Source organism: Streptomyces sp. NPDC057253 (assembly GCF_042669125.1).
GTDB lineage: Bacteria > Actinomycetota > Actinomycetes > Streptomycetales > Streptomycetaceae > Streptomyces.
In genome coordinates, this window is record NZ_JBHUXV010000034.1 from 1 (window position 1) to 23,313 (window position 23,313).

Sequence of the window (23,313 nt, forward strand, 5' to 3'; positions counted from 1 at the left end):
CGCCAGTGGTGTATGTGGGTTACGGGGGACTGACACCCCGCACCACCCACCCGGCGGCCGCCCGGTCACGGGGGCGGCCGCCGGGCGTTCGGTGTCCTTCGGCTCACTCGGTCACTGGATGGTCCACGCCTGGTTCGACTGGTTCAGGGACATCCACTGGTCGATGGCGGCACCGTTGGCCGTCGAGCCGGCGCCGACCTCCAGGACCTGCTTGGTCTCGAAGTTGCGGATGACGTATCCGCCGCTGGTCGGCTCGAAGTACCAGAGCTGGTTGTTGCCGCCGTTGTAGGTGTACTGCTGCAGATCGGTCCCTCTGTAGTGAGTCGCGCCGTTGATGTCGAGGACCTTGCCGCTGCTCCTGCTGACGATCTTGTAGAGCTGACCGCTGACCTGGACGATGTTCCACTGCTGGTTGGTTCCGCTGTTGGCCGGCCACTGGACGACGCTCGCGCCGTCGGCGGTGGAGGCCCCGTAGACGTCCGCCAGCTGGCCGCTGTTGACGTTCTTGATGGTGTAGTACGTCGACGGGTTGACGTTCGGCGTGCCGGTGGCGTCCTCCAGCGCCCCGCCGGCCTGCTGCACGCTGAAGTCGGAGAAGAAGAAGTAGGCGCCGTCGGTCTTGGCGACCCGCACGTAGCGGAACTTCTGGCGGACGTCGATGTTCCCCGTGAGCGTGGAGGCCATCGGCAGCGTCGTGGCGCCCTGGCGTCCCAGCACGGTGTAGGTGGCGAACGACGGGTCGTTCGAGGCGCGGATCTCGAAGTTGCTGCGGGTCTCCGGCTGGTCGAGGTCCTGGCGCGTCGTCAGGGAGTACTGGCCGAGCTGGTAGGCCTGTCCGAGGTCGACCTGCCACCAGGCCGAGGTGTCACTGCCGGTCGCCGACCACCCGGTGGAGCTGTCGTTGTCGACGGCGTTCGCGGCCGGCGTCCAGGAACCGTAGACCGACGACGCGGATGCCGGCTTGTTGTAGGCGAGGTTGAGCCTCGCCGTCAGGGACTGGTACGCGGGCTCCAGCCCGGAGGCCTGAATCACCGAGGTGCCCAAGGTCGCGTTGCCGGACAGCGTCACATTGCCGCCGTTGGCGTTCTGGTTGATGAAACCGTCGGTGTGCGACAGCACGTTGTTGGACAGGGTCATGTTGTTGGAGCCCTCGTCCAGGTAGAGGCCCGCCACCGCGGAACCGCAGGCGGCCGGCCCCCGGACCACGTCGTGCACGTAGTTGCCGTTCATGACGGTTCCCGGGTCGTTGGAGAGGTGGTAGATGCCGGCGGTGTCGCACAGCCGGTTCACCACGTTGCCGATCCGGTTGTAGCTGATGCTGTTGTTGCCCTCGGCGTTCGCCGCGGACTGCCATCCCCAGCCCAGCGAGATGGCGGCCCACGGGGTGTCGGAGATGTCGTTGTGGTTGATGGTGGTGCTGTTGACGAACCCCGCGTTGATGCCGGCGGTGCCCAGGTAGTCCTCGCCGATCCGGGTGATCAGGTTGTCGTTGACGGTGACGTTCTTGACGACCTCGCGGACGTCCTCACCGGCCGGTGACGTGGGCGGGTTGTAGACGGTGTGGTACTCCACCGTGGGGTCGGAGAACTTGCCGACCATGATCCCGTTGCCCGCGATGTCGTACACGACGTTGCCGGTCACGCTGCTGTCGTGGACGCCGTGGTGCAGGTCGAGGGCGGTGGAGCCCATCTGCGTGAAGGTGTTCCCGGTGAAGGAGACGCGGTCGGCGTCCGCGACGTGGACCCCGGCCGGCGGGCGGTCGACGTACTGGTGGTTCGAGGGGTCGGCGGAGAGGTTGTAGAGGCCGCCCTGGCCGTTGAGCAGACCGTTGTCGGTCGCTTCCATCCAGGTGGTCCGGGTGAAGGTGATGCCGGAGAAGCGCAGGTCGTGGACCGGGGCGTCGAGGCTGGTGCCCTTGACCTCCACGAGCGTGGGCAGGGTGGGTGCCTGCACGGTGGCGGTGGACATGTCCTCGCCGGAGCGCGGCTTGTAGTAGACCGTCTGCGCGGCCGTGTCGACGTAGAACTCGCCCGGCTCGTTGAGGAACTCGTGGGCGTTCTCGAAGTGCAGCGGGGAGCCTGCGGACAGGATCGGGAAGGGCCGCTGGAAGAGGATGCCGGCCTCGTGGTCCTGGATCGACACGTTGGCGATGCCGCCCGCGGTGGTGAACGACTTCAGCCGCAGGTAGTTCTCCGCCCACTGGAGTTCCAGGTTCATCTCGACCTGGCTGAGGTTGCTCCAGTTGGAGATCTGCGAACTGAGCACCTGGAGCAGCTTGTTGGTCTTGTCGCTGCCCTGGAGCTGGAAGTCCGAGCCCAGGTCGGGGTACCGGGCGCGGGTGGCGCGCACTCCGTTGACGTACAGCTGGCGGAAGTTGAGGCTGCCCACCGACGCCTTGTACTCGCCGTTGCCGACGGCGGTCCAGCCGGTGATCGTCCTGCCGCTGCTGATCACGGGGGTCTCGCCGTTGTAGGCCTGGTAGACGACCGTGTGGCCGTTCGTGCCGGAGTCGCTCGTGCCGAGCGTGATCGGGCTGGTGAGGTTGTAGGTGCCGCCGCGCAGGTTCACGACGATGTCGTCGGACATGTTGGTGTTCGAGGCGCGGACGGCGGCCTGGGCCGCCTGGATGGTCTTGAAGGCGGCGGAGGTGCTGGTGCCGGAGTTGCTGTCGTTGCCGCCGGTGGGATCGACGTAGAAGTTCGTCGTGGCCGCTTGTGCCGTCTGGGCCGGCACCAGGGTCGCGAAGACGACGACTCCGGCCGCGAGTGCCTTGGCCAGTCCGGCGCCTATGTGCAGGGGTCTCATGTGCGGTGTCCTCTCTGAGCCACGTTGCTCATGAGTTGCATTTATCGTGGGTATGTCGGACACGAGTCAAGAGATGTGACGGGCACATTTTCTGGAGCCCGTTCACCAACACCTGCAACAGAGCAGGTAGATGACCTGAAGAGACAGATCAACTCACCGGAATCAGCCAGAATTGACCATGACGAGCGAGCACAGATGAGTCGTACTTATTTTTTCGAGCGATCGTATCGGTTGAGCGAGACGCGTCGGGGCGGGATTCTGTAGGCATGGGCAACCAGTCCGACGTCTCCGGTGCGGCAGCGGACGCGGGCAGCGCAGTACCCGAGGACTTCGCCGTCGTGATCGATGCCGGGCTGAGAATCATGGCGTGGAGCGCAGGCGCACGGGCGCTGCTCGGACATGCGTCCGACGACGTCGTGGGCCTGCCGGCCGCCGAGCTGCTCGCCGCGGACCTGCCCCACTCCGCCCGCCGGCACCTGTCCGCCGGAGAGCCGTGGACGAGCGACGTGGCACTGCGCCACCGCGACGGCGACCGCGTCCTCGTGCAGCTGTGCGGCACCCCGCTGCCGGCCGGGGAGGCGGGCTCGCTCTGGCTCGTCACGGGCGCCGCGGCGACGTACGCCTCCGGTCCGAGTGAGGCGGACGCCGCTCAGCTGTGGGACCGGGCGCTCGCGCAGCTCCCGCTGTCCGTGGCCGTCTACGACCGCGGGGCCCGCTTCGTGGCCTGCAACCAGGTGATGAGCCGGGCCATGGGCATGACCAGCGACGAGATGAAGGGCCTGACCCTCACCGAGATCCAGGCGAGTCACGAGCAGATGGACCTTCTCCAGCGGGAGGTCATGCGCACCGGGGACGCGCTCCACAGCGAGCAGGAGCCGGGCCGGGCCCCGGGCGAGCTCGCGGACCATGCCTGGTCGGTCTATCTCACCCCGCTCAAGGATCCTGGCGGCTCTGTGCAGGGCCTGTCGGCGCTGGTGATCGACACCACCGAGCAGTACTGGGCCCGGCGCCGCCTGGAGGTGCTCAACGAGGCCAGTACGCGCATCGGCAGCACCCTCGACGTCACGCGGACCGCGGAAGAGCTCGCCGAGGTCGCCGTCTCGGGATTCGCCGACTACGTCGTCGTCGACCTGTTGGAGTCCGTCGCCCGCGGAGAGGAACCGGAACCGGTCCCGCCCACGGGACCGGTCGTGCTGTCCCGCTCCGCCTACGCCTCGGTCCTTCCGGGATGTCCCGAGGCCGCGGTACCGGTGGGTGAGACGGCCACCCGGCCCGCGCACTCGCCCGCGGCCAGGACACTGCGCACCGGCCGGGGCACCCGGCTGCGCATGGGCGACCCGGTGCTGCGCGAGTGGCTGGCCGAGTCCCCGCCGCGCGGCGAGGCGGTTCGGCAGTTCGGGATGCACTCGGTGCTGCTGGTGCCATTGCGCGCCCGTGGCATCACCCTGGGCCTGGTGTACCTGGTCCGCCACCGCACGCCGGAGGCCTTCACCGACGACGACCTGCTGCTGGCCGAGGAGATGGCCGCGCGGGCGGCGGTGAGCATCGACAACGCCCGCCGCTACACCCAGGAACGCCGGACCGCCCTCGCCCTCCAGCGCAGTCTGCTGCCCGAGCGGCTGCCCGCACCGGCGGCGGTCGACCTCGCCTACCGGTACCTGCCGGCCGGTTCCGCGAGCGGGGTCGGCGGCGACTGGTTCGACGTCATCCCCCTGTCCGGGGGACGGGTCGCCCTCGTGGTGGGTGACGTGGTGGGCCACGGCATCCACGCCTCGGCCACGATGGGCCGGCTGCGCACGGCCGTACGCACCCTCGCCGACGTCGACCTCGCCCCGGACGAACTGCTCACCCAGCTCGACGACCTCGTCGTCAGACTCGACCGGCAGGAGGGCCCCGAGGCACGGGGACTACCGAGCGGGGCTTCGGGAGAGGTGGGCGCCACCTGCCTCTACGCCGTCTACGACCCGGTCTCCTGCACCTGCCGCATGGCCCGCGCGGGACATCCGCCGCCGGCCCTGGTGGCCCCGGACGGAACCGTGCGGTACCTCGACCTGCCCGCCGGCCCGCCTCTGGGGGTCGGAGGCCTGCCGTTCGAGGCCGTAGAGGTCGAACTGGACGAGGGCAGCGTGCTCGCCCTCTACACGGACGGGCTGATCGAGGCCGCCGACCATGACATCGACCGGGGGCTCGACCTGCTGCGGGACGCTCTGGCCCACCCGCCCTCGCGCCTGGAGGACATCTGCGACCAGGTGGTCCGCAAGGTGATACCCGTCGCCCCCGCCGACGACATCGTGCTGCTCCTGGCCCGCACGTCCGCGCTCGACGCCGACCGGGTGCACACATGGCGGCTGCCCACGGACCCCGCACTCGTCGCCGGGGCCCGCCGCGAGGCCGGCGAGCAGCTGACCGTGTGGGGACTGGACGAGCTGGCCTTCGCCACCGAACTGATCGTCAGCGAACTGGTCACCAACGCCATCCGCTACGGCAGCGCGCCCATCGAACTGCGCCTCCTGCGCGGCGACACCCTCATCTGCGAGGTCTCCGACGGCAGCAGCACCGCCCCACACCTGCGGCGGGCCCGCACCTTCGACGAAGGAGGACGCGGACTGCTGCTCGTCGCCCAGCTCGCGGAGCGCTGGGGCAGCCGCCAGACCGCCACCGGGAAGACGATCTGGGCGGAGCTGCCGCTGCCGACCTGAGCACCCCCGCCCTCAGGGCTCCCTCAGGGCTCCACGTTGAGCCGTCCCGACCGGAAGGGCTCGATGTGGTGGGGCAGGTCGCCGTATCCCGCGGCCGCCAGGGCCACGGGGATCTCGGGGTGTGCCGCGACACGGTCCACGAGCCGGGGGTCGATCTCCAGGCGGACGGTGTCCCCGAGGTCACGGACCCGCAGATCCGTCACCGTCAGTCCGGCGTCGGCGAGCAGGGCGCGTACGGCGGTCTCCGCGCGGTCGACGCGGGCGAGGCGGTGCGGGGTGACCTCGATGCCGTAGCGGATGCGGCTGGCCAGGCAGGGGGTCGCGGGCTTGTCCCAAGTGGGCAGTTCCCAGGCCCTGCTGAGCCGCCGTACGGCCGCCTTGTCCAGGCCGGTGTCGAGAAGTGGGGTGTGGATGCCGCGTTCCCGGCCGGCCCGGATGCCTGGGCGGTGCGGGTCGCGGGCGTCATCGGCGTTGGTCCCGGTGGCCACCTGGTCGTGGCCGCGCTCACGGGCGAGGGCGGTGATGGTGTCCAGGACCTCCGACTTGCAGAAGTAGCAGCGGTCGCGGCCGTTGGCCCGGTAGCCGGGGCGGGCGAGTTCCTCGGTGCGCGGGGTCAGGTGGACCACTCCCAGGCTCTCGGCGAGCCTTTGCGCCCGGGGGAGTTCCTCGGCGGCCAGGCTTTCGGAGACGGCGGTGACCGCCAGGACCCGCTGCGGGCCGAGTGCGCGTATGGCGGCGGCGAGGACGAGGGCGGAGTCCGCGCCGCCGGAGTAGGCCACGGCGAGCGGTCCGATGGCTCGCATACGGTCCAGCAGGCGCCGTTCCGCTGTGTCGTCTGTGTCGTCTGTGTCGTCAGCCATGGGTTCCCCTCTCCTTCGGCGGGTGGTCCTGGGACTCCCCGCTCGGTCGCCCGCGCAGCGCGCGGGCGGCCACCTCGCGCAGGGGCAGGGCCAGTTGGGCAGCCGCTGCCACCAGGTCGTCATGCTCGGGCTTGGACCGGTGAGGGCCGTGTTTGATCCGCACGGGGTGTCCGTCGACCTCCACGGTCTCGAAGCGGCGGGGCAGTGTGGTGCGGGTCGCGGTGAGGCGGCGGATACCGAGGCTGCCGGTCTCGGCCAGGACCAGGTCCCGCAGCGCCCCCTCGTGCTGCGGGGTGGTGAGCACGTGCAGGACCTGGGCGGGGCGGCCCTTCTTCATCACGGCGGGGGTGGCCCAGGCGTCGAGCGCCCCCGACTCCAGGGCCCGGGCGATGGTGTGGCCGAGGATCTCGCCGGTGACGTCGTCAAGGTTGGTCTCCAGGACGACGACGTCCTCCTGACCGGTGCGGGCCGGTTCCCCGAGGGTGACGGCGACGACGTTGGCCCGGTCGGGCAGGCGTCGGGTGCCCGCGCCGTAGCCGGTCGGCCCGAGGGTCATGGGGGGCGGTGGGCCGTACCGGGCCCCGGCGGCGCGGAGCAGTGCGGCGCCGGTCGGGGTCACCGTCTCCCCCGGCAGGTCGGTGCCGGTGACCGCGGCTCCGGCGAGCAGCGCCAGGGTCGCCGGGGCCGGACAGGGCAGGACGCCGTGGGCCGCGTCGATACGCCCCCGGCCGAGGGGCAGCGGCGAGCTGACGACCTCGGTGACGCCGAGGGCGTGCAGGGCCGCGGCGGTGCCGACGATGTCGACGAGGGTGTCGTGGCCGCCCAGTTCGTGCAGGTGGACGGTGGCGGGGTCGGCGTCGTGCAGGCGGCCCTCCACCTCGGCGACCGCGGTCACGGCGGCGACCGCGAGGGCCGCGACGGGCTCGGGGGCGGCCCGGGAGGCGAGGTCGATGACCTCGGCGGCGTGGCGCTCCGTGTGGGGGTCCGTGACGTGCACGTGGACGCGGGTGGCGGACAGGCCGTGGTCGGTGACGCGTTCGGCGGTGAGCTCCCAACCGGTCAGCCCGGTGGCGGCGATCGCGGCCCGGATACGGTCCAGGGGTGCCCCGGCGTCGATGAGTGCGGCCAGCAGCATGTCGCCGGCCAGGCCGGTGAAGGGGTTGATCCAGCAGATCACGGGGGGCCTCCGCGGTCGTCGGTGCCGCGGCGGTCGTCGGTGCTGCTGCGGCCCTCGCCGCCGCCGTCGACGGTGCCGCGGCGCGACTGGGCGTTGCGCGACTCGGCGTTGCGCGACTGGGCGATCCGGTGCACCGCCATCGCCGCCGAGAAGCCCGAGTCGATGTTGACCACGGTCACCCCGGCGGCGCAGGAGGCGTGCATCGCGAGCAGTGCGGTGACGCCCTCCAGCGAGGCGCCGTAGCCCGTGGAGACGGGTACCGCGACGACCGGTGCGCGGACGAGGCCGCCGACCACGCTGGCCAGCGCGCCTTCCATGCCGGCCACGACGATCACCGCGTCCGCGGCGCGGAGCTGGTCCCGGACCTGGAGGATGCGGTCGAGTCCGGCCACACCGACGTCGTGGACGGCGCTGGTGTCGAGGCCGACCGCGGTGGCCACGGCCACGGCCTCGGCGGCGACCGGCCGGTCGGAGGTGCCTGCGGCGGCGACAAGGACGGAGAACTCCCCCGTGGCCGCGGGGCGCCACCGCAGCAGGCGGGCCTCCGCGTCGTACGAGCCGCCCTCCACGGACGCCAGGACGGCCTCGGCGATGTCCGGCCCGACGCGGGTGACGAGCACCGGACCGGTGTTGTGGGCCAGCAGCCCGGTGACGATCCCGATGATCTGCTGCGGGGTCTTGCCAGGGCCGTAGACGACCTCGGGCAGCCCTTGGCGGGCCTCGCGGTCGAGGTCGACGCGGGCGAATCCCAGGTTCAGCACCTCGCTCATGACCGGGCCTCGTCGATGTACGGGATGGTCTGCGGCCCTTCGGGCAGGACGCACACCCGGGCGCCGGGCCCCGCGGCGGCCAGGGCCTCGGCGACGGTGGCCGAGATGTCCCGTGTCTGCTCCAGATGGGCGGTGGCCAGGTCGGCGTCGCTGAGGAAACCGGTGTGCACAACGACCCGGCTGCCGGACTGGATGCGGGCCTGGATCTGCACCTGCCACTGGTCGGGCACGGTCTCGGTGCGGGCGCTGATGTCGTCGAACAGGGCGCGCGGCGAGGCGGCGGAGGCGAGGACCTCGCGGTAGGAGCCGTGGTCGGGGAAGCCGTCGCGGCACTCGGCGGCGCAGACGATCGTCCCGCCGGGGCGGACCACCTGGTAGGCGGCGGACATGCCCTTGACGGCCTGATAGAGGTTCTGGTCCAGCGGGAAGCCGGAGTTGGTGGTGACGACGACGTCGAACGGCGCCGGAACCGGGCGCATCGCCATGCGCTTGGCCGCCGCGGTGGCGGCCGCGTGCATCGGCAGCAGATCACCGCCGAACGCGGCCACGATGTCCTTGTCCCGGTTGAGCACCACGTCCAGCGCGAAGGTCACGCCGGTCGCCTCGGCGATGGCGCGTACGTCGTCGTGGACCGGGTTGCCGTGGATGACGCCCCAGGTGGCGCGCGGGTCGCCGATCCGGGCCGCGTCGTGCAGGACCAGGACGGTCTCCAGGGCGGCGAGCCCGGGGGCGACCAGTTTGGGCCCGCCCGAGAACCCGGCGAAGAAGTGCGGCTCGACGAAGCCGGTGGTGATCCGGACGTCCGCCTCGGCCCACTCGCGGTTCAGCCACACCGGCACGTCCTTGCCGTACCTGCCCATCCAGGTCAGCTGCCCGGCGTCCCGGGCGTCGTGGTTGACGATCCGTACGGTGTCCATGACCTCGTCGCCGAACATCGCGCGCAGCTCGGCCTCGCTGTTGCCGCGGTGGGTGCCGGTGGCGACGAGGATGACGACGTCCTCCAGGCGCACCACGCCGTCGAGTTCGTCGAGGACGGCCGGGATCATCAGGTGGCGCGGCTGGGGGCGGGTGCCGTCGCAGGCGGAGATCGCCACGGTCTGCCCAGGCCGGACCCGCTCGCGCAGGGGCGGTCCGGCGACCGGGTCGCGCAGGGCCGCGCGCAGCACCGCCGACTGGTCCGCGGCGGCCTCGTGGTGGACGGGTTCGACGACGGTCGCCGCGCTCGGGTCGACGTCGATGTCGAGTCCCGACTGCCCATAGGCCAGACGTACTTTCATCAGGCCTGTCCGAGGACGTGCCGCTGACGCCCGAGCCGGTCGATCTCCACCTCGACGACGTCTCCCTCCCGCAGATAGGGGAAGTCGTTCGCGCCGAAGGCGACACCGGCCGGGGTCCCGGTGTTGATGACGTCACCGGGCTCCAGCACCATGAACTGGCTCAGGTACCACACCACGTGCCGCACCCCGAAGATCATGTTCTTGGTGTGGCCGTCCTGCCGGAGCTCCCCGTTGACCCACAGCCGCATCGCCAGGCCCTGCGGGTCGCCGACCTCGTCCGGGGTGACCAGCCAGGGGCCGAGCGGGTTGAACGTCTCGCAGGACTTGCCCTTGTCCCACTGCCCGCCCCGCTCGTGCTGGAAGGCGCGCTCGGAGACGTCGTCGGCGATGGCGTAGCCGGCGATGACCTCGTCGGCGTCGCGCTCGGAGTCCAGGTAGCGGGCGGTGCGGCCGATGACGATCGCGAGTTCGATCTCGTAGTCCGTCTTGAGGCTGGTCCGGGGGATCAGCACGGTGTCGTCGGGGCCTACGACGGTGTCGGGGGCCTTCATGAAGACCACCGGTTCCGCGGGCGGCGGGGTGTCGGTCTCGGCGGCGTGGTCGACGTAGTTGAGGCCGACGCACACGACCTTGCCGGGGCGGGCGACAGGTGCGCCGATCCGCTGCCCGGCGATCTCGATCGGGGCCAGAAGGCCTTCGGCGAGGGCGGTCCGGGCGCGTTCGATGCCACCGCCCGCGAGGAAGGCGCCGTCGATGTCGTCGGTGACCGGAGTCAGGTCGTGGGCGCCGCCGTCGGCGTCCAGCAGGGCGGGGCGCTCCAGGCCGGGCGGGCCCACACGCAGCAATCTCATCGGGTTCTCCTGGGTGGGGATGAGGGGTCGGTTCAGGGAGGGGGAGATCTCACGCGTCGGCGGGGCGACGTCATACGGCGGTACGTCGGGGTCCTGGAGGCGGGCGCCGAGGTCATGCGTCGGTCCCGGAGGCTGACGCCGCAGCCTTGCGTCGGTCCCGGAGGCGCACGCCGCAGCCTTGCGTCGGTCCCGGAGGCGCACGCCGACGACAGGGCGAAGTCCCGGCCGCGGGGTTCGACCGCCGGCTCAGGCGTCGGCGGCGGCGGCCAGGTCGAGCGGGACATCGCCGGCCTCGTTGCCCCAGTGCGCCCGCAGCCACCGCTCCGTCGTGGTGACGTGCAGCAGCGCCGCGGCCTGCGCGAGGGCCGCGTCCCCGTCCGCCAAGGCCTGGTGGATGGCCTCGTGCTCGGCGACGGTGCGCGCGGAGGCGTTGTCGTCGACCAGGCCGCGCCAGATCCGGGCGCGCACGGTACGGCTGGAGATGCCCTCCAGCAGCGCGGACAGCGTGGCGTTGCCGGTGGCCGCGATCACCGTACGGTGGAAGGCCGCGTCGTGCTCGTTGAGCCGCTCCACGTCCTCGCGGGCGGCGCGCATCGCGTCCAGGTGCCGCTCGACCTCGCCGAGGGCGGCGGGCGTGATCCGGGTCGCGGCCAGCGCGGTGGCGACCGGCTCGAACAGCCGCCGCACCTCGGTCAGCTCCAGCAGGGTGTCGCCGTGCAGCAGCTCCACGGCGGATCCGACGCCGCTGAGCAGCAGTTCCGGTTCCAGGCTGGTGACATAGGTGCCGTCGCCGCGACGGATCTCCAGCACCCGGGAGACGACCAGGGCCTTGACCGCCTCGCGGGTCAGGTTGCGGGACAGCCCGAGCTCCGCGGCGAGCTGCGGCTCGGGCGACAGCTTGGCTCCCGGAGCCAGCTCACCGGACTGGATGAGCTCCCGGATGCGGTCGATGGCCTTGTCGGTGAGTGACATGGGTCGCCGTCCCCTCGTAGTGCGTGCGCAAGCGGCACCGTAGCAATACATCCCATGGATACGGAAGAGATGGGATGACCGACACCCTTTCCCAGATCTCAGGCCCGGACACATCTCCGCAGGTGAATCCGCAACAACCCAAATTGTTTGGACGCAGGTATAGACAGCGCGACCAAACGCCCCCTTACATCCATCCCATGTCCGAGACCTGTCGCCACAGGGGACATACCTACGACACATGACAAGAGGTGGTGTGCCATGACCTCTCACGGACAGTGCGGCCCCCGGGACGGGACGGCCGGGCCCCATGACTGAACTGATCAGCTCCGTCGAAGCGGTGGACGTCAGGTTCCCGACCTCGGTCCACCTCGACGGCTCCGACGCCATGAACCCCGAACCCGACTACTCCGCCGCCTATGTGACGATCCGTACGAGCGGCGGCGACGAGGGCCACGGGCTCGCCTTCACGGTGGGCCGCGGCAACGACGTGGAGGTGGCCGCCGTCCGCGCGCTGGCTCCGCTGGTGGTCGGTCTGCCGGTGGAAGAGGTCATCGGCGACCTCGGCGCCTTCTCCCGCCGGCTGACCGGCGACAGTCAACTGCGCTGGCTGGGACCGGAGAAGGGCGCCATCCACATGGCCGCCGCGGCGATCGTCAACGCCGTGTGGGACCTGTACGGCCGCCGCACCGGCAAGCCGGTCTGGCGTCTGCTGTCCGAGCTGTCCCCCGAACAGCTGGTCGACCTGGTCGACTTCCGCTACCTGGAGGACGCGCTGACCCGCGAGGAGGCGCTGGAGATCCTGCGCCGCGCCGAGCCGGGCCGCGCCGAACGCACCGCCCACCTGCTGGCGTCCGGCTACCCCGCCTACACCACCACGCCCGGCTGGCTCGGCTACGACGACGAGAAGCTGGTGCGGCTGTCCAAGGAGGCCGTCGCCGACGGCTTCTCCCAGATCAAGCTGAAGGTCGGCGCCGACCGCGAGGCCGACGTACGCCGGCTGCGGCTGGCCCGGGAAGCGGTCGGCCCGGACATCCGGATCGCCGTCGACGCGAACCAGGCCTGGGGCGTCCAGGAGGCGATCGACTGGATGCGCTCGCTCGCCCCCTACGACCCGTACTGGATCGAGGAACCCACCTCCCCCGACGACATCCTCGGCCACGCCGCCGTCCGCAGGGCGCTGGCACCGATCAAGGTCGCCACCGGTGAACACACCCACAACCAGGTGATGTTCAAGCAGCTCCTTCAAGCCGAGGCGCTCGACATCCTCCAGATGGACGCCAGCCGCACCGCCGGCGTCACCGAGAACGTGGCCATCCTGCTGCTGGCCGCCAAGTTCGGCGTCCCGGTCTGCCCGCACGCCGGCGGGGTCGGCCTGTGCGAGATGGTGCAGCACCTGGCGATGTTCGACTACGTGGCCGTCAGCGGCACCACCGAGGACCGCGTCATCGAGTACGTAGACCATCTGCACGAGCACTTCACCGACCCGGTCCGCATCCGGGACGGCCGCTACCTCGCCCCCACCGCGCCCGGCATCAGCGCGGAGATCCACGCCGACTCGGTCACCGCCCACCGCTACCCGGAAGGCCCCGTCTGGCAGGAGGCGACCGCCCCGTGAGCGGATCCGAACTGAGCGGGCTGAAGGCGATCGTCACCGGCGGTGCCTCCGGCATCGGCCTGGCCACCGCCCGGCTGCTCGCCGAACGGGGGGCCCGGGTCGCCTGCCTCGACCTCAAGCCCGACGACGTGCCCGCGCCGCTCACCGGCATCCGGGCCGACGTGAGCGACGACGACGAGGTGCGCTCGGCCGTCGAGGAGGCCGCGCGCGTGCTCGGCGGCATCGACATCCTGGTCAACAACGCCGGGATCGGCGCCCAGGGCACCATCGAGGACAACACCGACGACGAGTGGCACCGCGTGTTCGACGTCAACGTCCTCGGGATCGTCCGGGTGACCCGGGCCGCGCTGCCCCACCTGCGCCGCTCCGGTCACGCGGCCGTGGTCAACACCTGCTCGATCGCGGCGACCGCGGGTCTTCCCCAACGGGCCCTGTACTCCGCGACCAAGGGCGCCGTCCTCGCCCTCACCCGGGCGAGCGCCGCCGACCTCGTGCACGACCGCGTCCGCGTCAACTGCGTCAACCCCGGCACGGTCGACACCCCGTGGGTCGGCAGGCTGCTGGAGCGCGCCGCCGACCCGGAGGCCGAACGCGCCGCCCTCAACGCCCGCCAGCCGATGGGACGTCTGGTCACCGCCGAGGAAGTCGCCGCGGCCGTCGCCCATCTCGCAAGCCCGCTCGCCGCCTCCACCACCGGTACCGATCTCGCCGTCGACGGCGGGATGCAGGGACTGCGGATCCGCCCGCGGGGCTGACCGCGGCCGTACCCGCAAGCTCCGTTCTCTTCGGCTCGTTCCCACCGATTCCCGGCTTTCCCGGCTTTCCCGCACCAAGGAGAAGAGCAATGACGCTCGGACACACCCGGTACGCCTGTTTCGGCGCGCTCGCCGTCCTCACGGTCTCCGCCCTCACCGCCTGCCAGAGCTCCAGCACCTCGGCCGGCTCCAGTGACGGCAAGCCCGTCGTGGGCGTCGACTACCCGCGCTCCGACACCGACTTCTGGAACTCCTACATCAAGTACACGCCTCAGTACGCCAAGGAACTGGGCCTGGACCTGAAGACCACCAACTCGCAGAACGACGTGGCCAAGCTGACCGCGAACGCCCAGACGTTCATCAGCCAGGGCGTCAAGGGCGTGGCGATGGCCCCGCAGGACACCGCGGCCATCGCGCCCACCCTGTCGCAGATGGAGGCGAAGAAGATCCCGGTGGTCACCGTGGACACCCGTCCCGACACCGGCAAGGTCTACATGGTGGTGCGGGCCGACAACCGCGCGTACGGCGAGAAGGCGTGCCAGTTCCTCGGCACCAAGCTCGGCGGCAAGGGCAAGGTCGTCATGCTCCAGGGCGACCTCGCCTCAATCAACGGCCGTGACCGCACCGAGGCGTTCAACGACTGCATGAAGAAGAACTACCCCGGCATCAAGGTCTTCGGCGAGGCCACCAACTGGGACGGTGCTGTGGCCGCCCAGAAGCTCCAGACCGACCTGACCGCCCACCCGGACATCAAGGGCGTCTACATGCAGTCCAGCTTCGCGCTCTCCGGGACGCTCCAGGTGCTCAAGCAGAAGGGCCTGCTGGTCGGTCCGAAGGACAAGAAGCACGTCTTCATCGTGTCCAACGACGGCATCCCCGAGGAGCTCAAGGACATCGGCGGCGGCCAGATCGACGCCACCGTCTCCCAGCCGGCCGACCTCTACGCCAAGTACGCCCTCTACTACCTGAAGGCGGCCATCGACGGCAAGACGTTCAAGCCCGGCAAGACCGACCACGACAGCACCATCATCCAGGTCCGCGACGGAGTCCTGGAGGACCAGCTCTCGGCCCCGCTCGTCACCGCGGACGGCGGCACCTACGGCGGTGTCAGCAGCCTCAAGAGCGACGACAAGTCCCTCTGGGGCAACAACCTCGGCTGACCGGAAGGCGATTCGCAGACATGGTTACTGCTCCGCCCGTCGCCGAGGCGGCGGGGATCACGAAGCGGTTCGGATCCACCGTCGCGCTCAGCGACGCACGGATCACGATCGCACCCGGGCAGACGCACGCGCTGGTGGGACGCAACGGCGCGGGCAAGTCGACCCTGGTCTCGGTCCTCACCGGCCTCCAGGCACCCGACACGGGCACGGTGACCTTCGGTGGCGAGCCGGCGCCCCGGCTCGCCGACCGGGACGCCTGGCGGCGGCGGGTGGCCTGCGTCTACCAGAAGTCCACGATCATCCCCGAACTGACGGTGGCGGAGAACCTCTTCCTGAACCGTCACGACCGCGGCCGGGGCGGCCTGATCAGCTGGCGCACGCTCCGCCGCAAGGCCGAGGACCTGCTGCGGACCTGGTCGGTCGACGTGGACGTACGCACTGCGGCCGGTGAACTCGACGTCGAGCAGCGGCAGTTCGTGGAGATCGCCCGGGCGCTCTCCTTCGGGGCCCGCTTCATCGTCCTGGACGAGCCCACCGCGCAGCTGGACGCGGCGGCCATCAACCGCCTGTTCGGCCGGATCAAGGACCTCCAGGAGCAGGGTGTCACCTTCCTGTTCATCAGCCATCACCTCCAGGAGATCTACGAGATCTGCGACACGGTGACGGTGTTCCGCGACGCCCGGCACATCCTGACCGCCTCCGTCACGGACCTGCCCCGCTCCGAGCTCGTCGCCGCCATGACGGGCGACGCCGCGGCGGAGAGCGTCGGCAGGCGCCGCGGCCCCGTGGGCACCGGGGTCCCGGAGGTCCTGTCGGTCGTCGGGGCCTCGCTGGACGGCGCCTACGACGACGTGTCGTTCGCGATCCGCGGCGGCGAGATCGTCGGGCTGGCCGGCGCGGCGAGCAGTGGCCGCACCGAGCTCGCGGAGACCGTGGTGGGCCTGCGCGCCGCGGATGCCGGCACCGTGGAGATCGCGGGAGTCCGGCCCCGGCCGGGCAGCGTCCCCGCGGCTCTCGGGGCCGGTGTCGGATTCGTCCCGCAGGACCGTCATCACCAGGGGTACGTCCCCGGGATGTCCATCGCGGACAACGGCACCCTGACCATCCCGGAACGGCTCGGCCCGCCCGGGTTCATCGACCGACGCCGACGCGACGATCTCGCCAGGGACATGATCGACAACCTGGAGATCAAGACGCCGGGCCCCGAGCTGGAGGTCGCCGGGCTCTCCGGAGGCAACCAGCAGAAGGTCGTCATGGCCCGCGCCCTGGCCAACGACCCCAAGGTGCTGGTGCTGATCAACCCGACCGCCGGTGTCGACGTGCGGTCCAAGGAGTTCCTCCTCGGCAAGGTCGAGGAGACCGCCGAGTCCGGCACGGGCGTGCTCATCGCCTCCGACGAACTCGACGACCTGCGCATGTGCGACCGGGTCCTGGTGATGTTCCAGGGCCGCGTGGTCGCCGAGAAGCTCAGCGGCTGGCACGACCACGAGCTGGTGGCCGCGATGGAAGGAGTGGACCTCGATGTCTGAGACAGCGGCCGCGACCACCGCGAAGACCCCGCCGGACGAACAGCCGGCCGCCCGGAAGGCGGGCGGCCGCAGGATCGCCTTCGCCCGGCTGCGGGACCTCGCACTGATCCCCGCGATCATCGCCATCGCGATCGTCGGCCAGATCGTCAACCCGGTCTTCCTCCAGGCCGACAACCTCATCAACGTCCTCCAGACCATGTCCGAGATCGCGGTCCTGGTCCTGGCACAGACGCTGGTGCTGATCGTCAAGAAGATGGACCTCTCCCTGGAGTCCACGGTCGGCCTCGCCCCTGGTGTCGCCGCCTGGCTCACCGTCCCGGCGGGCGCCACGCACGGCCTCGGGCTGCTCCCGGGCGCGTGGTCGGTACCGGTCACGCTCGCCGTCGGCCTGCTGATCGGCGCGGTCAACGCCCTGTTCATCATCCGGTTCGGCCTCAACGGCTTCATCGTGACGCTCGGCATGCTGATCGTGCTGCGCGGCATCCTCACCGGCATCTCCGGCGGCCAGACCTTCTTCCAGCTGCCGTCCTCGATGCTGTACCTCGGCACCGCGGAGTGGCTGGGCATGCCCGCCTCGGTCTGGGTCTGTCTCCTCCTGTTCGCGGTCGGGATCGTGGTACTCGGCTTCACCAGCTTCGGCCGCTCCCTCTACGCCATCGGCGGCAACGTCGACGCGGCGAAGGCGGCCGGTATCCGCACCGACCGGGTGCTGTGGATCGTCATCGTCACCGCGAGCCTGCTGGCGGCGCTCAGCGGTCTGATGCTCTCGGGACGTCTGGCCTCGGTGGCCTCCGCGCAGGGCAACGGCTACATCTTCACGGTGTTCGCGGCGGCCGTCATCGGCGGCATCAGCCTCAACGGCGGCAAGGGCACGATGTTCGGCGCCTTCACCGGCATCCTGCTGCTCTTCCTGATCCAGAACGTCCTCACGCTGGGCGGCGTCCCCGCGCAGTGGATCGGCGCGCTCAACGGCGCCATCATCCTGATCGCCCTGGCGCTGTCACGGGTCACGGGAGGCAAGGTCCAGGATTAGCGGACGGAGGCGACCCGGTCCCTTGGGTCGCCTCCGCATACCTTTCTCATGCCGCGCGCCGGTGCGTACCGCCGTACCGGGCGCCCTCACGAACCACAGCACATGAAGGAACTCAGGTGTCGGACCTCCCCCTGGACCGCAGTCACCCCGTCGCGGGCACGGCCGCGGCCGCCGTACCGCCGCACGTCACGCTCCCCGACCGCGGGATCCACGACACCTCCCCCGCCGCCTCCTGGACCGACGGCTTCCTCACCGGCAACGGCGAGCACGGCGCCGTCCTGCACGGCTCGCCGGCCCTGGAGAAGGTGGTCCTCAACCACCACCGGCTGGTCCTGCCGAACGGCACCCGCACCGTACGGCCGCCCGTGCTCTCCGGCCGCCTCGACTCCGTGCGCGACAAGGCGCTCGCCGGGGACTACGCGGGCGCGAGCCGCGACTTCGCCGCCGGATGGTCACTGCGCTGGACGCAGACCTACCACCCCGCGTACGAACTGCGGCTCAGCTCCCCTGCCCTGACCACGGTCACCGACTACGGCCGGGTCACGGACTTCCGCACGGGCGAGGTCGGTTCCAGCTGGACCGACCAGTACGGCACCTGGAGGCGCCGCGCGTTCGTCTCCCGCGCCGACAACGTGATCGTCCACGAGCTCATCCCCGCACCCGGCCGCACGATCGACATCACGCTCAGCGTCGACACCGCGCTCGAAGAGGTGCCCGCCGACGTCGCCTTCACCACCCGCGCCACCCTTGGCAACGGCGACGGCTATCTGAACCTGCGCGCCACCTACCCCTCCGGTCAGGGCGCCTTCGGCTACGAGGGCGTCACCCGGGTCGTGGCGACGGGTCCGGACTCCTCGGTCGCCGTCAGCGGCTCCACGATCGTCGTGACCGGGGCGACCCGGGTGATCCTGCTGACCAGGCTGGACCGCTACGAGTCGGCCACGGCGTGGAACTCCGAGCCGCTGCACGCCCAACTGGCCACGATCGGCACGGACTACGCCACCCTGCTCTCCGCGCACACCGCGATCCACACGGAGTTGTACGACCGCTCCCGCCTCGACCTCCGCGTCTCCGACGCCGACCGCAAGCTCTCCGTCAGCGAGCTCATCGCCCGCCAGAACGCGCACCGAAACACCATCGACCTCGCCCTCCTGGAGCGCCTCTACGACTCCGGCCGCTACCTCTTCATCAGCTCCAGCGGAGTCCTGCCGCCCCGGCTCACCGGCATCTGGACGGGTTCCTGGAACGGCGCCTGGGCCGACGACTTCACCACCGACGCCAACATCAACCTCCAGGTCGCGGGCGCCAACATCCTCGACACCACCGAGGTGATGCAAGGCTACTTCGACCTGATCCTCGGGCAGCTCTCCGACTGGCGCACCAACGCCACCCACCCACCTCTACGGCGCCCGCGGCTTCCTCGCCCCCTCCCGCACCGACGGCGAGTACGGCCACATGCTCCACTTCGACGACGAGGACTTCCCGGGCCATTGCTGGACCGGCGGCGCCGACTGGCTGCTGTACCCGATGCTGGAGTACTACGAGGTCACGGGTGACAGCGACTTCCACCGCACCGAGCTGGCCCCGGCCCTGATGGAACTGGCCCTGTTCTACGAGGACTTCCTGACCCGGACCGACGCGCACGGCAAGGCCGTCTTCGTACCGTCCTTCTCCATGGAGAACGCGCCCGGCAACACCGGCGTGTGCCTGTCGGTCAACGCCACCGGCGACATCATGGCCGGCCGGCACGCCCTCCAGGCCGCCGTCGACGCGGCCGACGCCCTGGGCGTCGAGCAGGGCAGCGGCCAGGGCGTGGCCCGCTGGACGGCACTGCTCGCCAGACTGCCCGACTACCGCGTCAACAGCGACCACGCGCTCGCCGAATGGTCCTGGCCCACCCTGACCGACCAGTACGACCACCGGCACATCCAACACCTGTACGGCGCCTGGCCGTTGCACGAGATCAACCCCGAGGAGAAGCCCGCACTGGTCCGCCCCGCGCTCAAGGCCCTGGAGAAGCGCGGCGACCAGAACATCTCGGCGCACGGCAGCCTCCACCGCGCGCTGGCCGGTGCCCGCCTGAAGGACGGGGCCAAGGTCTACGACAACCTGAAGAAGATCATCGGCAACAACATGGTCTTCAGGTCGCTGATGACCTCCCACAATCCCGACCTCGACATCTACAACGCCGACGCCGCGCACGCCCTGCCGGGTGTGCTCGCGGAGGCCCTGATCTACTCCCGTCCCGGGGTGCTGGAGATCCTGCCGGCCCTGCCCGACCAGCTCGCCAAGGGATCCATCACCGGCGTACGCGCCCGGGGCCGGATCCGGATCCACACCTTCGCCTGGGACCTGACCGACCGCACCGCCACCCTCTCCGTGACCTCGGCGGTCGACCAGACCGTCACCCTCATCAGCCGCCGCGGCATGACCTCGGTGACCACCCCGGCCACCGTCGCCGCCTCGCCCCTCGGCACCCACGCCCGCGAGGTGTCCCTGGTCGCGGGGCAGCGCACGGACATCACCGTCTCGCTGCTCAGCGGCTGGTTCCAGCTGGTCAACCGGGGAAGCGGCAAGGTCCTCGACGCGTCGGCCGGAGACACCGCCGACGGCGCGAAGGTCATCCAGTCCACGCCGTCCGGTGCCCCCGAGCAGCAGTGGCAGTTCCTGCCCAACGCCGACGGCTCCTTCCGCCTGCGGGCGCGGCACAGCGACCGGGTACTCGACAGCCCCGGGAGCGGCGCCCAACAGCTCATCCAGGGGCCGGACGCCGGCAACGACACCCAGTGGTGGCGGCTCGTCGACGCGGGCGGCGGCTTCCACCGCCTCGTCAACGTCCGCAACGGCACATGGTGCGTTGACGCCGACGGGACGAACCAGGAGTGGCGGATCGTCGGCGTCTGATCAGCGGAGCCCTCCGCGCCGGTTCCTCGCGAACGGGCCACTAGCCGCCCTGATGGGCCTGACGGAACGTACCCGGGGTCATCTCGGTGTGGCGGTTGAAGAACTTGCCGAAGTTCGTGGGTTCGACGAATCCCAGACGCCGGGCGATGGTCGCCACTGGCTCGTCGGTATGGGCGAGCAGCCGCTGCGCCTCCAGGGCCACCCGGGCGTCGATGACGTGCTTCACGGGCTGCCCGGTGGCGGCGACGCAGGCACGCGTGAGGGTCTTGACGGTGTACCCGAGCCGGGAGGCGTAGTCGGCGGCGCGGCGGGTGGTGGCGTACGAGCGCTCCAGTTCGGCACGGAAGCGGGCGTACACCTCGCCGCCCGCGTGCGGGTCTCCCCCGCTGCCGGGGTGCGGCAGCCGGTCGATCTGCAACAGGACGGTGGCCAGCAGGAGTTGGAGGATCTCCGCCGACACGCTCTCCTCCTGCCGGTCGTACTCGGCCCGCATCTGACCGAGCAGGGTCGACAGCACGGCGTACTCGGGACGTGCCCCCAACTGCCAACAGGCGGTCCCGTACCACTCCTTCACCAGGCGGTCGGCGCTGCTGGTGTGCGGCGGGAAGGCCGGTGTGAACAGGAGATGGGTGCCGTTGGCCGTGCCGGGGCGCACGAAGCGCTGCACCTGGCCGGGGCGGATCCACAGCAGGGTGCCGGGGCGACAGGGGTAGGTCACGAAGTCGACCGCGTGCTCCGCGCTGCCCTCAGTGATCAGCGTGAGGGTGTGGAAGTCGACCCGGTGCACCTGGTCGGGCCGGCTGCCCCGGCGCCGGCGCCGCTCGTGCAGGGTCGAGAGGTCGATGATCTCCAGACCCGGTACGCGTTCCCGCGGCGGGTTGAAGTCGAGCCGCGGGATCGCACCCCGCTGTGAGGGGTCGGCGAACTCGGAACCGGCCGCACGCATCGAACTCTCCAGATGTCCTCGATTTACCATGCCGCGTCTTCAGCGTATCTCGCCTGCCTGCGGTGTTGCGACAAGAGTGGAGGACATCAAGACGGCATGAGGCCGCCTTCACCGCAAGGAGCAGGGAGTAGCACCATGCACGGCACGGTCACGGTTCTCGACAGGGGCTCGGTCCGGATCCACAGCTACATGTCGCCGGCCGACACCTTCCACACCACCACCCAGCTGATCGAGACCCCGGCCCGGATCATCGCCATCGACGCCCAACTGCTCCCCGCCTACGCCGAGGAGGCCGTCGCCTACGCCAAGGGCCTCGGCAAGCCGATCGACCGGCTCATCGTCACCCACGCCCACCCGGACCACTACAACGGCGCCGCCCGCTTCGGCGCCCCCGTCCACGCGCTGGCCCAGGTGACCGAGCAGATCATCGCCCGCGGCGACAGCCGGCTGCCGAGCGGACAGGTCATCCCCGTCACCGAGTTCACCCCGGACGTGACCCTCGTCCCGGGCACCGAGGTCGTCGACGGAGTGCCCTTCGTCTTCGAGGCCGTCTCCGGCGGCGAGGCCGCTGACGAACTCCTGGTCAAGCTGCCCGAGCAGGGCTTCCTGATCGCCCAGGACCTCGTCTACCACGACGTCCACCTCTACCTGGGCAACAACGACATCACCGGCTGGCAGCAGCTCGTGGAGGCGCTGGCCTCCGAGTCCGGCTACGACACGATCCTCCCCGGCCATGGCGCCCCCACCGGTCCCGAGGTCTACGCGGACGTCCGCCGCTACCTCGACGACGCCCGCGAGCTGCTGGGCGAGGACGGCGACGCGTACAAGAAGGCGATCGTGGACCGATACCCCTCCCACGTGGGCCCTTTCATCATCGACATCGCCAACCGGTCGCTGTTCCCCGCCGCCGACTGACGCCTCGCCCGGATCCCTCCCCGGACACCACTGCCGGCCCGCCTCTCCCCCACGGGCCGGCAGTGGCCCTGACGCACACCAGGAGAACCCCCATGCACGCCCGCACCACCGTGACCACACTCGCAGCGGCCGCAGCCCTGCTGACCTCCGCGGCGACCGCCACCGCCGCCACCGAGCCGCTCTCCCATCCCCGCATCACGGCCCACTTCAGCCTGGCGGCCGAGCAGCAGCCCGAGAACATCACCGTCGACCGCGCCGGATCGGCGTACCTGACCTTCTCCTTCGCCCGGCAGATCGTCCGCGTGGCCCCCGGCGGGCACCCGCACGTGCTGGCCACACTGCCCGCGCCCGCGAAGGCGAGCACCCCCAACCTGGGCAAGGCGTTCGTCGGCGGCATCGCGCGCGCCGACGACGGCACGCTCTACGTCACCTACGCCACCGGCACCGCCGACCTCACCGGAGTCTGGGCCGTGCGCCCCGGTGGCCGCCCGCACCGCATCGCCGCCCTGCCCGCCGACGGGCTGCCCAACGGCCTCGCCCTCGACCAGCACACGCACCGGCTCTACGTAACCGACTCCGTCCACGGCGTCATCTACCGCCTCCCCACTCACGGCGGCAAGGCGACCGTCTGGGCCCGCGGCGAGGCACTCGAACCCAGCACCTTCGCCGGCGCCAACGGTCTGAAGCTGCACGACGGAGCGGTCTGGGCCACCAACCTCGACAAGGGCACGGTCCTGCGCATCCCGGTCACCGCGCGAGGCGCGGCAGGCCGGATCGAGGTCCGCGCCACCGGCATGCCGTCCATCGACGACTTCGCCTTCACCGGGCACGGCGACACCCTCCTCGCCGCCCGCGACGACAACCAGGTCGACCTCGTCCGCCCCGACGGCACCCACACCGCGGCCCTCACGGCGGCCGACGGCCTCCAGACCCCGACCTCCGTCGCGGTCCACGACGGCACGGTGTACGTCCCGAGCGCCGCGTACCTCACGAACCAGGACCCCAACCTGCTCGTCGCCCACCTCACCCGCTGACACAGCCCTGG

The 23,313-nt window shown here is 70.9% G+C and carries 18 protein-coding genes; 10 read left to right on the forward strand and 8 right to left on the reverse strand.

Translation table 11 applies throughout. The annotated features are described in order from the left end of the window. Positions 1-111 precede the first annotated feature (111 nt). Positions 112-2,805 (reverse strand): RICIN domain-containing protein, encoded by a 2,694-nt coding sequence (locus ACFULQ_RS20120; protein WP_383545777.1) that lies wholly within the window; start codon positions 2,803-2,805, stop codon positions 112-114. A 266-nt stretch (positions 2,806-3,071) separates the two neighbouring features. Between ACFULQ_RS20120 and ACFULQ_RS20125 the strand changes: the two genes are divergently transcribed. Beyond that, positions 3,072-5,504 carry a SpoIIE family protein phosphatase gene (locus ACFULQ_RS20125; protein WP_383545779.1) on the forward strand — a complete coding sequence of 811 codons (2,433 nt, stop codon included), beginning with the start codon at positions 3,072-3,074 and terminating at the stop codon, positions 5,502-5,504. Positions 5,505-5,527: 23 nt separating this feature from the next. On the opposite strand, the gene larE is transcribed toward ACFULQ_RS20125, so the two are convergent. The 6 genes from larE to ACFULQ_RS20155 form a co-directional block, all read right to left on the reverse strand. Continuing rightward, positions 5,528-6,364 (reverse strand): ATP-dependent sacrificial sulfur transferase LarE, encoded by an 837-nt coding sequence (gene larE, locus ACFULQ_RS20130; RefSeq protein ID WP_383545782.1) that lies wholly within the window; start codon positions 6,362-6,364, stop codon positions 5,528-5,530. After that, positions 6,357-7,541, reverse strand: coding sequence for a nickel pincer cofactor biosynthesis protein LarC (larC, locus tag ACFULQ_RS20135; RefSeq protein ID WP_383545784.1), 1,185 nt, complete (start codon positions 7,539-7,541; stop codon positions 6,357-6,359). Before larC ends, larE begins: the two co-directional genes overlap by 8 nt. Next, positions 7,538-8,311, reverse strand: a complete 774-nt coding sequence (gene larB / locus ACFULQ_RS20140) for a nickel pincer cofactor biosynthesis protein LarB (RefSeq protein WP_383545786.1) — start codon at positions 8,309-8,311, stop codon at positions 7,538-7,540. Before larB ends, larC begins: the two co-directional genes overlap by 4 nt. Then, complete coding sequence (gene larA, locus ACFULQ_RS20145) at positions 8,308-9,588, reverse strand: nickel-dependent lactate racemase (protein ID WP_383545788.1); 1,281 nt, start codon at positions 9,586-9,588, stop codon at positions 8,308-8,310. The genes larB and larA overlap by 4 nt, the downstream gene beginning before the upstream one ends. Then, entirely contained in the window at positions 9,588-10,439 is an 852-nt protein-coding gene (locus tag ACFULQ_RS20150) for a fumarylacetoacetate hydrolase family protein (RefSeq protein WP_383545791.1), read from the reverse strand. The genes larA and ACFULQ_RS20150 overlap by 1 nt, the downstream gene beginning before the upstream one ends. Before the next feature lie 246 nt (positions 10,440-10,685). Continuing rightward, positions 10,686-11,411: a FadR/GntR family transcriptional regulator gene (locus tag ACFULQ_RS20155; RefSeq protein WP_383545793.1), complete on the reverse strand. Its 726-nt coding sequence runs from the start codon at positions 11,409-11,411 to the stop codon at positions 10,686-10,688. A 307-nt stretch (positions 11,412-11,718) separates the two neighbouring features. On the opposite strand from ACFULQ_RS20155, the gene ACFULQ_RS20160 reads away from it, so the two are divergent. The 7 genes from ACFULQ_RS20160 (at position 11,719) to ACFULQ_RS20190 (ending at position 20,407) form a co-directional block, all read left to right on the forward strand. Beyond that, positions 11,719-13,026: an L-fuconate dehydratase gene (locus ACFULQ_RS20160; RefSeq protein ID WP_383545795.1), complete on the forward strand. Its 1,308-nt coding sequence runs from the start codon at positions 11,719-11,721 to the stop codon at positions 13,024-13,026. Then, a complete protein-coding gene (locus ACFULQ_RS20165; RefSeq protein ID WP_383545797.1) occupies positions 13,023-13,781 on the forward strand; it encodes an SDR family NAD(P)-dependent oxidoreductase in 759 nt (252 codons plus the stop codon). The genes ACFULQ_RS20160 and ACFULQ_RS20165 overlap by 4 nt, the downstream gene beginning before the upstream one ends. An 89-nt stretch (positions 13,782-13,870) precedes the next feature. After that, complete coding sequence (locus ACFULQ_RS20170; RefSeq protein WP_383545799.1) at positions 13,871-14,941, forward strand: sugar ABC transporter substrate-binding protein; 1,071 nt, start codon at positions 13,871-13,873, stop codon at positions 14,939-14,941. Positions 14,942-14,961: 20 nt separating this feature from the next. Next, positions 14,962-16,470 carry a sugar ABC transporter ATP-binding protein gene (locus ACFULQ_RS20175; protein ID WP_383545802.1) on the forward strand — a complete coding sequence of 503 codons (1,509 nt, stop codon included), beginning with the start codon at positions 14,962-14,964 and terminating at the stop codon, positions 16,468-16,470. Further along, positions 16,463-17,503: an ABC transporter permease gene (locus ACFULQ_RS20180; RefSeq protein ID WP_383545805.1), complete on the forward strand. Its 1,041-nt coding sequence runs from the start codon at positions 16,463-16,465 to the stop codon at positions 17,501-17,503. The genes ACFULQ_RS20175 and ACFULQ_RS20180 overlap by 8 nt, the downstream gene beginning before the upstream one ends. A gap of 116 nt (positions 17,504-17,619) precedes the next feature. Beyond that, entirely contained in the window at positions 17,620-19,059 is a 1,440-nt protein-coding gene (locus tag ACFULQ_RS20185) for a glycoside hydrolase N-terminal domain-containing protein (protein ID WP_383545807.1), read from the forward strand. Next, complete coding sequence (locus ACFULQ_RS20190) at positions 18,959-20,407, forward strand: RICIN domain-containing protein (protein ID WP_383545810.1); 1,449 nt, start codon at positions 18,959-18,961, stop codon at positions 20,405-20,407. Before ACFULQ_RS20185 ends, ACFULQ_RS20190 begins: the two co-directional genes overlap by 101 nt. A gap of 40 nt (positions 20,408-20,447) precedes the next feature. On the opposite strand, the gene ACFULQ_RS20195 is transcribed toward ACFULQ_RS20190, so the two are convergent. Further along, positions 20,448-21,353 (reverse strand): AraC family transcriptional regulator, encoded by a 906-nt coding sequence (locus ACFULQ_RS20195; protein WP_383545813.1) that lies wholly within the window; start codon positions 21,351-21,353, stop codon positions 20,448-20,450. Between the two features lie 135 nt (positions 21,354-21,488). On the opposite strand from ACFULQ_RS20195, the gene ACFULQ_RS20200 reads away from it, so the two are divergent. Further along, positions 21,489-22,268, forward strand: a complete 780-nt coding sequence (locus ACFULQ_RS20200) for an MBL fold metallo-hydrolase (RefSeq protein ID WP_383545815.1) — start codon at positions 21,489-21,491, stop codon at positions 22,266-22,268. Between the two features lie 92 nt (positions 22,269-22,360). Further along, positions 22,361-23,302, forward strand: a complete 942-nt coding sequence (locus ACFULQ_RS20205; protein WP_383545818.1) for an SMP-30/gluconolactonase/LRE family protein — start codon at positions 22,361-22,363, stop codon at positions 23,300-23,302. Positions 23,303-23,313: the final 11 nt, after the last annotated feature.

Bases quoted from the DNA above. Each gene is read 5' to 3' on its own strand.
- ACFULQ_RS20175 (WP_383545802.1), top strand. From the start codon at position 14,962: ATGGTTACTGCTCCGCCCGTCGCCGAGGCGGCGGGGATCACGAAGCGG.
- ACFULQ_RS20150 (WP_383545791.1), bottom strand. From the start codon at position 10,439: ATGAGATTGCTGCGTGTGGGCCCGCCCGGCCTGGAGCGCCCCGCCCTG.
- ACFULQ_RS20120 (WP_383545777.1), bottom strand. From the start codon at position 2,805: ATGAGACCCCTGCACATAGGCGCCGGACTGGCCAAGGCACTCGCGGCC.
- larB (WP_383545786.1), bottom strand. From the start codon at position 8,311: ATGAGCGAGGTGCTGAACCTGGGATTCGCCCGCGTCGACCTCGACCGC.
- larE (WP_383545782.1), bottom strand. From the start codon at position 6,364: ATGGCTGACGACACAGACGACACAGACGACACAGCGGAACGGCGCCTG.
- ACFULQ_RS20205 (WP_383545818.1), top strand. From the start codon at position 22,361: ATGCACGCCCGCACCACCGTGACCACACTCGCAGCGGCCGCAGCCCTG.
- ACFULQ_RS20180 (WP_383545805.1), top strand. From the start codon at position 16,463: ATGTCTGAGACAGCGGCCGCGACCACCGCGAAGACCCCGCCGGACGAA.
- ACFULQ_RS20160 (WP_383545795.1), top strand. From the start codon at position 11,719: ATGACTGAACTGATCAGCTCCGTCGAAGCGGTGGACGTCAGGTTCCCG.
- larA (WP_383545788.1), bottom strand. From the start codon at position 9,588: ATGAAAGTACGTCTGGCCTATGGGCAGTCGGGACTCGACATCGACGTC.
- ACFULQ_RS20125 (WP_383545779.1), top strand. From the start codon at position 3,072: ATGGGCAACCAGTCCGACGTCTCCGGTGCGGCAGCGGACGCGGGCAGC.
- ACFULQ_RS20190 (WP_383545810.1), top strand. From the start codon at position 18,959: ATGCTCCACTTCGACGACGAGGACTTCCCGGGCCATTGCTGGACCGGC.
- ACFULQ_RS20195 (WP_383545813.1), bottom strand. From the start codon at position 21,353: ATGCGTGCGGCCGGTTCCGAGTTCGCCGACCCCTCACAGCGGGGTGCG.
- ACFULQ_RS20200 (WP_383545815.1), top strand. From the start codon at position 21,489: ATGCACGGCACGGTCACGGTTCTCGACAGGGGCTCGGTCCGGATCCAC.
- ACFULQ_RS20170 (WP_383545799.1), top strand. From the start codon at position 13,871: ATGACGCTCGGACACACCCGGTACGCCTGTTTCGGCGCGCTCGCCGTC.
- ACFULQ_RS20155 (WP_383545793.1), bottom strand. From the start codon at position 11,411: ATGTCACTCACCGACAAGGCCATCGACCGCATCCGGGAGCTCATCCAG.